At 72.5% G+C, this 8,624-nt stretch carries 8 protein-coding genes; 2 read left to right on the top strand and 6 right to left on the bottom strand.

The window, feature by feature from the left end:
• Window positions 1-63 precede the first annotated feature (63 nt).
• The 6 genes from secF to ruvC all read right to left on the bottom strand — a co-directional run bounded on the left by secF (window position 64) and on the right by ruvC (window position 6,104).
• Entirely contained in the window at window positions 64-1,257 is a 1,194-nt protein-coding gene (gene secF, locus AB0J68_RS20605) for a protein translocase subunit SecF (protein ID WP_363939977.1), read from the bottom strand.
• A gap of 1 nt (window position 1,258) precedes the next feature.
• A complete protein-coding gene (secD, locus tag AB0J68_RS20600) occupies window positions 1,259-3,127 on the bottom strand; it encodes a protein translocase subunit SecD (RefSeq protein WP_363939975.1) in 1,869 nt (622 codons plus the stop codon).
• 277 nt (window positions 3,128-3,404) lie between these two features.
• Window positions 3,405-3,743, bottom strand: coding sequence for a preprotein translocase subunit YajC (yajC, locus tag AB0J68_RS20595; RefSeq protein ID WP_354856026.1), 339 nt, complete (start codon window positions 3,741-3,743; stop codon window positions 3,405-3,407).
• Window positions 3,744-3,881: 138 nt separating this feature from the next.
• Entirely contained in the window at window positions 3,882-4,949 is a 1,068-nt protein-coding gene (ruvB, locus tag AB0J68_RS20590) for a Holliday junction branch migration DNA helicase RuvB (protein ID WP_354856025.1), read from the bottom strand.
• Between the two features lie 28 nt (window positions 4,950-4,977).
• On the bottom strand, window positions 4,978-5,580 hold the full coding sequence (ruvA, locus tag AB0J68_RS20585; RefSeq protein WP_354856024.1) for a Holliday junction branch migration protein RuvA: 603 nt from the start codon (window positions 5,578-5,580) through the stop codon (window positions 4,978-4,980).
• The gene (ruvC, locus tag AB0J68_RS20580; RefSeq protein ID WP_234583505.1) at window positions 5,577-6,104 is read right to left on the bottom strand and encodes a crossover junction endodeoxyribonuclease RuvC; all 528 of its coding nucleotides are present in this window, start codon (window positions 6,102-6,104) and stop codon (window positions 5,577-5,579) included. The genes ruvA and ruvC overlap by 4 nt, the downstream gene beginning before the upstream one ends.
• 284 nt (window positions 6,105-6,388) lie before the next feature.
• Here ruvC and AB0J68_RS20575 point away from each other — a divergent pair, with 284 nt between their 5' ends.
• Together AB0J68_RS20575 and AB0J68_RS20570 are read left to right on the top strand one after the other, a co-directional pair.
• Window positions 6,389-7,171: a 3-hydroxybutyrate dehydrogenase gene (locus AB0J68_RS20575; protein ID WP_354856023.1), complete on the top strand. Its 783-nt coding sequence runs from the start codon at window positions 6,389-6,391 to the stop codon at window positions 7,169-7,171.
• Between the two features lie 14 nt (window positions 7,172-7,185).
• Window positions 7,186-8,624, top strand: a 1,439-nt coding sequence (locus AB0J68_RS20570; protein ID WP_363939972.1) for a GAF domain-containing protein, incomplete at its 3' end; no start/stop codon positions are given.

Raw genomic sequence — 8,624 nt, 5'->3', positions numbered from 1 at the left:
CTGCTCGCACAGCATGCCGGACGCCGTTCGGGCGTTTCCTCCCGGGTCGGCCCCGGGGGTCGGTCAGCGCCGCTTGGCGCCGCCGGGCCGGTTACCGCCGCCGCCGGGGCGACCGCCCCGGGCGCCGGTCGGCCGCTTGCCCGCCGGCCGCGCGCCCACCTTCGGGGCGGCGCCGGCCAGCGCGGCGGAGTCGGGATCGAGCGGCGCGTCGGCCGCCTCGCCCTCGACCGGGGCCGGGGCACCCTTGCCGGTGACCTCGCCACGGCCCGGCGTACCCCGACGGGCCTGCACCCGCTTGTTGTGCGCCTGGATGCGGGGGTCGTAGTTCTTCAGCAGCGCCAGCAGCGGCGTCGCCACCAGGATGGAGGTCAGGAACGCCACCGCCATACCCACGAACAGCACCAGGCCGAGGTCCTTCAGCGTGCCGGCGCCGAGCAGGCCGGCGCCGATGAAGAGCAGACCACCGACGGGCAGCAGGGCCACCACGGAGGTGTTCAGCGACCGCATGAGGCTCTGGTTGACGGCCAGGTTGGCCGCCTCGCCGTACGTCATGTTGTTGTTGGCGGTGATGCCCCGGGTGTTCTCCTGGACCTTGTCGAAGACCACCACCACGTCGTAGAGCGCGAAGCCCAGGATCGTGAGGAAGCCGATGATCGTCGACGGGGTGACCTCGAAGCCGACGAGCGAGTAGATGCCGGCGGTGAGGATCAGGTTCGTGAACAGTGAGGCGACGGCGGCGACGGCCATCCGCCACTCGAAGCGCAGGATCAGGTAGACCATCACCAGCGCGATGAAGATGACCAGACCGAGCAGGGCCCGCGAGGTGACCTGGCTGCCCCACGCCTCGCTGACCTGGTTGTCGCTGATCTGGTCCGCGTTGATGCCGAACCGCTGGGCGATGTCGGCCTTGACCGCGGTGGCCTGCTCCGCGCTGAGCTGACCGGTACGCAGCTCGTACGAGTCGCCGCCCGCGCCGCCGACCTTCTGCGCGGTCACCACCTCGGCGCCGCCGCCCTTGGCCGCGAGCGCGGCGTCGACCTGCTCCTCAGCCTGGTTCAGGGTGCCGACGCTGGCCGGCACCTGGAACGAGTTGCCGCCGGCGAACTCGATGCCGAGGCTGAACCCGCGGATCGAGAAGCTCAGAATCGCGATCAGGATCAGGATCCCGGCGACGCCGAACCAGAGCTTGCGCCGGCCGACGACGTTGAGACCGGCCTCGCCGTTGTAGAGGCGGCTCGCCAGACCGTTCTGAGCCATCTCAGGCCTCCTTGGCGCGCGGGTTGCGGGGCTGAGTCTGCTGGCTGCGGGCCGGGAGTGCCCGACCCAGGCCGCTGACCCGCGGGGACAGGAACGCCCGGGTCCGGGCGAACATCGTCATGATCGGGTGCCGGAAGAGGAAGACCACGACCAGGTCCAGCACCGTGGCCAGGCCGAGGGCGAACGCGAAGCCCTTGACCGTGCCGACCGAGACCACGTAGAGCACCACCGCGGAGAGCAGCGTGATCGCGTTTGCCGAGATGATCGTCCGGCGGGCGCGGACCCAGGCGCGGGGCACCGCGCTACGCGGGCTGCGTCCCTCCCGGATCTCGTCTTTCAGTCGTTCGAAGTAGATGACGAACGAGTCCGCCGCCACACCGAGCGAGACGATCATGCCGGCGATGCCGGCGAGGGTGAGCGTGAAGCCGATCTGCCGACCGAGCACCACAAGCGCGCCGAAGACGAGCAGCGCGGACAGGATCAGGCTCAGGAAGATCACCGAGCCGAGCAGCCGGTAGTAGAAGAACGCGTAGATGATGACCAGCAGCATGCCGATGCCGGCCGCGAGCAGACCCGCGCGGAGGTGGCTGGCACCCAGGGTCGCGGTGACGTTCTGCGACTCCTGCGGCTCGAAGGTCACCGGCAGCGCGCCGTACCGGAGCTGACCGGCGAGCGCGCTGGCGTCCTTCTGGGTGAAGTTGCCGGTGATCTGGGAGTTGCCGGTCAGCACGCCCTGGATCTCGGGGGAGGAGACGATCTCGTTGTCCAGCACGACGGCCACCCGGCACTTGCCGTCCTGGCCGAGGGCGGTCGCGTCGCAGGCCTGGCCCTCGTTGGTGAACGCCTCACGGGTCAACGCGGTCCACTTGCCCTGGCCGTCGCCGGTGAAGTCGAGGCTGACCACCCAGGCGTTGGTCTGGTCGAGCACCGCGTTGGCGTCGTCCACGTCGGTGCCCAGCACCTTGGCCTGGTCGAGCAGGTACTTCGAGGCGCCGTCCTCGCAGGACACGACCTGCTGCTTCGGGTCGGAGATCGAGGCCGGGGGGCGCTTGTCGAGCTGGGCGCAGCCGATCGTCGGCACGTTGAACTGCATCTGCGCCGGCAGCACGGCAACCTCTTGCGGGCTCAGCGTGCTGAACGGCTTGAGCTTGTCGCCCAGCGACGGGTCGGCGCTCAGGTCGGCGGGGGCCTGCAGACCGCTGGCGGCCTGCCAGGCGGCGGCGCCGACCTTCTGCTCGACGGCCTTGCGCTGCTCCTCGATGCTCGCCGGCACCGGCTCGGCGCTGGCGCTCGCCGACGGGGCGGCGGCGCTCGCCGAGGCCGAGGGGGTCGGTGTCGCGCTGGCGGACGGCGCGGGCGCCATCCCGCCCTGTCCACCGCTGCCCGACGGGGTCGCCGAGGGGGCGCCGGACGGGGTGACGCTGCCCGGGGCTGCCGTGGCGGCCGGCGGGGCGGCGGCCGTCCCGCTGCCGTCGGCGGCCTTGAGCACCTTGCGGAAACGCAGCTCGGCGGCGCTGCCCACCTCGTCGAGGTTCCGGTTCTCACCGGGCAGGGAGATGACGATATTCCGGTTGCCCTCGGTGACCACCTCGGCCTCGGCCACGCCGAGCCCGTTGACCCGGTTCTCGATGATCTGCCGGGCCTCCTCAAGGTTTTGGGCCGTCGGGGGCTTGCCATCGACGCTGTTGGTCGCCTGCAGCGTCATCCGGGTGCCGCCGATCAGGTCCAGGCCGAGCTTGGGCTCCAGCCGGTCCTTGAAGCTGCCGCTGGCACCGCCCGCGAAGAACACCAGAAGGTAGAGGACCACGAAGATGAACCCGAGCACGGCGAGCTGCCGGCCGGGTCGCATCTGTCCCTGAGGTGGTGCCACGGTTGTCCTGTCTCCCTGTACGGTCGCGCCGCTGCGCGCGGCGGCGGCGAGTGTCGGGCCGGGGGTCCCGGCCAACGGGTCTGACCTGGGCCGACGGGGTGCCGACACAGTGGCCGGACACGCCGGCATGGGGACGCCGACGGCCACGGGAACGTGCCGACGCCCGGCGTCGACCCAACTATCCAGTTTTCACGTCACGTCCGCTGCCCCGTTGGGCGCGGTGGCCGGGGAGCCGGTCACCCGGCCGTACGCCGGAACCGTCACCCCCGCGGGAGGGTCACTCCTTGACGGTGTCCGCGTCCTCGGTGACCGGCTCGCTCGGCAGCTCCGCGCGGGTGACCACCCGGGCGATGGCCGGTCGGGCGTAGCGGGTCTGCACGCCCGGAGCGATCTCGAGCAGCACGGCGTCGTCCTCGACGCCGGTGACCGTGCCGTAGAGCCCGCCGATGGTGACAACCTCGTCGCCCGGGCCCAACGCGGACTGCATGGCCTCCGCATCGCGGCGACGCTTCTGCTGCGGACGGATCATCATGAAATACATGACGCCGAAGAGCAGGACGATCATCAGGATCGGCGTGAAGCCGCCGGCCCCACCACCCGCTGCAAGGTATTGCACGGTTACTGCCTTCCCATTGGCCACCTGTCCGGCACGGGAGTGCCGGAGCGGAGGCGGATTCTCACATCCTGTACAGACCGCGGCGAAGTCTAATCCCTGCACCTGAGAACACCGAATGCGGCACAGATCACGTTCACATCACGGCTGATCGGTGTCCAGGGAGAACAGACCGGGCGGAGACGGGATATCCATCCCAAATGTACCATTCGGTGGAGTACGCCCCAGGTGCCTCCAGGCGGCTTCCGTGGCCACCCGCCCCCGCGGGGTACGCGCCAGCAGGCCGGCACGCACCAGGAACGGCTCGCAGACCTCCTCGACCGTGTCCGGCTGCTCCCCCACCGCCACGGCGAGGGTGGACAACCCGACCGGGCCGCCCCGGAACGAGTCCACCAGCGCGGTCAGCACCGCCCGGTCCAGCCGGTCCAGGCCCAGCGCGTCGACGTCGTACACCGTCAGTGCCTTGCGGGCGGTGCCCAGGGTGACCACGCCGTCGGCCCGGACCTCGGCGTAGTCGCGGACCCGGCGCAGCAGCCGGTTGGCGATCCGGGGGGTGCCCCGGGACCGGCCGGCGATCTCCGCCGCGCCGTCGGCGGTGATCGGCACCCCGAGGATGCGCGCCGAACGGTGCAGCAGCGTCTCCAGATCCGCCGGGGCGTAGAAGTCGAGGTGCGCGACGAAGCCGAACCGGTCCCGCATGGGCCCGGTCAACAGACCCGAGCGGGTGGTCGCGCCGACCAGGGTGAACGGCTCGACGTCCAGCGGGATCGCGGTGGCGCCCGGCCCCTTGCCGACCACCACGTCGACCCGGAAGTCCTCCATCGCGCTGTAGAGCAGCTCCTCCGCCGGCCGGGCGATCCGGTGGATCTCGTCGATGAAGAGCACATCGCCCTCGGCGAGGCTGGTCAGGATCGCCGCCAGGTCACCGGAACGCTCGATCGCCGGGCCGCTGGTCACGCGGATGCCGGCGCCCAGCTCCGCGGCGACGATGTTGGCCAGGCTCGTCTTGCCAAGCCCGGGTGGGCCGGAGAGCAGGATGTGATCCGGCGGGGACCCCCGCCGCATGGCGCCCTGCAACAACAGGTCGAGCTGATCGCGCACCCGGTCCTGGGCGATGAACTCGGCCAGCCGCCGGGGCCGCACGGTGGCCTCCGCGTCCCGGTCGGCATCACTGACGTACGCCGAGACGAGCCCGTCGGTCTCGCTCACCGTGCCGCCTCCCGTCGCCCCTGGGCGGTCATCGGGTACGACCCAGCAGGCGGATGGCCTGCTTGAGCAGGACCGGCACGGGCGGGGTGGCGCCGTCGATGGTCTCCGCCACCGCGGCCACCGCCTGGTCGGCCTGCCCGGCCGTCCAGCCCAGACCGACCAGCGCCTGCCGTACCTGATCGGGCCAGGCGCCGCCGGTCACGCCGCCCACCCCGTCGGCGCCGATCGACACCGGACCGATCCGGTCCCGCAATTCCAGCACCAGGCGCTCGGCGCCCTTCTTGCCGATCCCGGGCACCCGGGTCAACGCGGCGGTGTCGGCGTTGGCGATGGCCTTTCGCACCGCGTCCGGCGTGTGCACGGCCAGCACGGCCTGGGCCAGCCGTGGGCCGACCCCGCTGGCGGTCTGCAACAGCTCGAACAGCGCCTTGGCGTCGTCGTCGGCGAAACCGTAGAGGGTCAGGGAATCCTCCCGGACCACCAGGCTGGTGGCCAGCCGCGCCGGCTGCCCCACCCGCAGCTCGGCGAGGGTCCCGGGGGCGCAGTGCACGGCCAGGCCGACCCCGCCGACCTCGATCACGGCCAGATCCGGACCTGTCGCGGTCACCGTGCCGCGCACGCTGGCGATCATCGTGCTCCTCCTCGTCGTGCCCGATCGGCCGCGGCGGCCAGCTTGGAACGGGTGCCACCGCGCCACACGTGGCAGATGGCCAGGGCGAGAGCGTCGGCGGCGTCGGCCGGCTTCGGTGGCTCGTCCAGCCGCAGCAGCCGGGTCACCATGGCGGTCACCTGCGCCTTGTCGGCCTGACCGGAACCGGTCACCGCCGCCTTCACCTCGCTCGGGGTGTACGTCTGCACCGGCAGCCCCGCCCGCGCCCCGGCCAGCACGGCGATGCCGCTGGCCTGCGCGGTGCCCATCACCGTCCGGACGTTGTGCTGGCTGAACACCCGCTCGACGGCGACGCTCTCCGGCTGGTGCTCGGCGACCAGCTTGGTCAGCGACCGGTCCAGGTGCAGCAGGCGCAGCGGCAGGTCGTCGGCCGGGTCGGTGTAGACCACGTAGTAGGCGATGAGCGTGCAGGGCCGACCGGGCACCCCCTCGACGACGCCCACCCCACACCGCGTCAACCCCGGGTCGACCCCCAGCACCCGCACGCCGCCCCCTCCCCCAGCCGTCAGCAGTACGTATGTTCGACACCCTAACTGCCGGCCTTCCCACCGGCCCCACGGGACACGCCCTCCCCCACCCCACACCCCGCGCCACGATCTGGGCAACGTCCCGGAGGTTGCTGCCTCCGACGCCCGAGAGACAGCCTTCCGGCGCGCGGCTCGGCGGGGCGGGCGCGGGCCATGGGGGCAGGGGGCCACACAGCAGGGGTACGGAGTATGTGTCGCTGCCCCATGTGCCGCAGGGCACACAGCTCGTAACTTCTTGCGCCATGACGGCAGAACCCGTGGCGGTCCCCCACGTCGTACAGGTCGACCTCGCTGGTCGGACCGCCCTGGTCACCGGGGGCGGCAGCGGCATCGGGCGGGCCTGCGCCCTGCGGTTGGGCGCGGCCGGCGCCAAGGTGCTCGTGGTGGATCGCAACCTGGAGGCGGCCAAGGCGGTGGCCGCCGAGGCCGGCGGACGCGCCGAGGGCGTGGACCTGGCCGACGCGGCGGCCGTGGACGCGCTCGACGTGGACGTGGACATCGTGGTGAACAACGCCGGGCTCCAGCACGTGGCGCCGCTGCAGGACTTCCCCGTCGAGCGCTTCGAGTACATCCAGCGGGTGATGGTGGAGGCGCCGTTTCTGCTGATCCGCCGCGCGTTGCCGCACATGTACGCCCGGGGCTGGGGCCGGATCGTCAACATCTCGTCGGTGCACGGCCTGCGCGCCTCGCCCTACAAGGCGGCCTACGTCTCGGCGAAGCACGCCCTCGAAGGGCTGTCGAAGGTGGTGGCGCTGGAGGGGGCCGCGCACGGGGTGACCGCCAACTGCATCAACCCGGCGTACGTGCGGACCGCCCTGGTGGAGAGCCAGATCGCCGATCAGGCGGCCAGCCACGGCATCGGCGAGGCCGAGGTGATCGAGAAGGTCATGCTGGCGCGGGCCGCCATCAAGCGGCTGATCGAGCCGGAGGAGGTGGCCGAGCTGTTGGCGTACCTCTGTTCGCCGCCGGCGGCCTTCATCACGGGCGCGTCGATCGCGCTCGACGGGGGCTGGACGGCCAACTAGTGGGCCTGAGCACAATGTCGACCATGTCGTCGCCGGTGGAGTTCCTCGAACTGCTCGCTCGCGAGGCCGCCGCGGTGGAGTTCGAGGGCCCGTTGGTGGCCGCGCGCGCCGCCGGGATGCCCGCCGACCGGCTGGCCGAGCTGGAGCAGGCCAAGACTGTGGCGTTGCGGGTTCGCGCGCTGCTGGAGCGCCGCCGCCGTCGCGAGACCGAGCTGTCCGGCCTGTACGACACGGTCAGCGACCTGGCCGGGCTGCGCGACCTGGACGACGTGCTGCGGGCGATCGTGCACCGGGCCCGTCACCTGCTCGGCGCCGACGTGGCGTACATGACGCTCAACGACGACGAGCGCGGCGACACCTACATGCGGGTGACCGACGGGTCGGTCTCGGCCCGCTTCCAGCGGCTGCGGCTGCCGATGGGCGCCGGCCTCGGTGGCCTGGTGGCCCAGTCCGGCGCCCCGTACGTGACCGCCAACTACGGCGAGGACGCGCGCTTTCACCACACCGGGGAGATCGACGCCGGTGTGGGCGAGGAGGGCCTGGTGGCGATCCTCGGGGTGCCGCTGCGACTCGGTTCCACCTCGATCGGGGTGCTCTACTCGGCCAACCGCTCGGCCCGGCCGTTCGCCCGCGAGGAGGTGGCGCTGCTGGTCTCCCTCGCCGCGCACGCCGCGGTGGCGATCGACACGGCCCGGCTGCTGGCCGAGACCCGCTCGGCGTTGGCCGAGTTGTCGGCGGCGAACACCACCATCCGGGCGCACAGCAGCTCGGTGGAGCGGGCCGCGGCGGCGCACGACCGGATGACGGCGCTGGTGCTGCGCGGCGGCGGGGTGGAGGACGTGGCCGCCGCGGTGACCGAGGTGCTGGGCGGGGCGCTGTTGGCGTTGGACGCCCAGGGCCGGTTGCTGGCCCGGGTGGGCGAGATCGACGAGCCGGACCGGGCGGACATCGTCGAGGCGGTGGCCGCCTCGCGTACGGAGGGACGCAGCGTGCGCCGCGGCCCGCTCTGGTACGCGGCGGTGGTGGCCGGCGCGGAGAACCTGGGCGCGCTGGTGCTGCGTCCCGACGACGAGTTGGTCGACGCCGACCAGCGGATCCTGGAGCGGGCCGCGCTGGTGACCGCGCTGCTGCTGCTGTTCCGCCGGACCGTGGCCGAGGCGGAGGGGCGGGTCCGTGGCGAGTTGCTGGACGACCTGATCGCCCGGCCGCTGCGCGACACCGACGCGCTGCGCAGCCGGGCCCGCCGGCTCGGCGTGGACCTGGACGCGCCGCACGTGCTGGTGGCGGTGGGCGACGACGCGATCGCGGCGACCGGCTCGGCGCGGCAGCGGGTGCTCTCCTGGGCCACCACGTACGCTTCAGCGCGCGGTGGCCTGGCCGCGGCGCGCGACGGTCGGGTGGTCCTGATGCTGCCCGGCCAGGATGCCGGTGGCAGCGCCCGCGCGGTCGCGCG

It is taken from the genome of Micromonospora sp. NPDC049580 (assembly GCF_040675595.1).
In the GTDB taxonomy this organism is placed as follows: Bacteria; Actinomycetota; Actinomycetes; order Mycobacteriales; family Micromonosporaceae; genus Micromonospora.
This window is presented reverse-complemented; position numbering and strand designations above follow the sequence as displayed.

Bases quoted from the DNA above. Each gene is read 5' to 3' on its own strand.
- secF (WP_363939977.1), bottom strand. From the start codon at position 1,257: ATGGCTCAGAACGGTCTGGCGAGCCGCCTCTACAACGGCGAGGCCGGT.
- ruvA (WP_354856024.1), bottom strand. From the start codon at position 5,580: ATGATCGCCAGCGTGCGCGGCACGGTGACCGCGACAGGTCCGGATCTG.
- AB0J68_RS20575 (WP_354856023.1), top strand. From the start codon at position 6,389: ATGACGGCAGAACCCGTGGCGGTCCCCCACGTCGTACAGGTCGACCTC.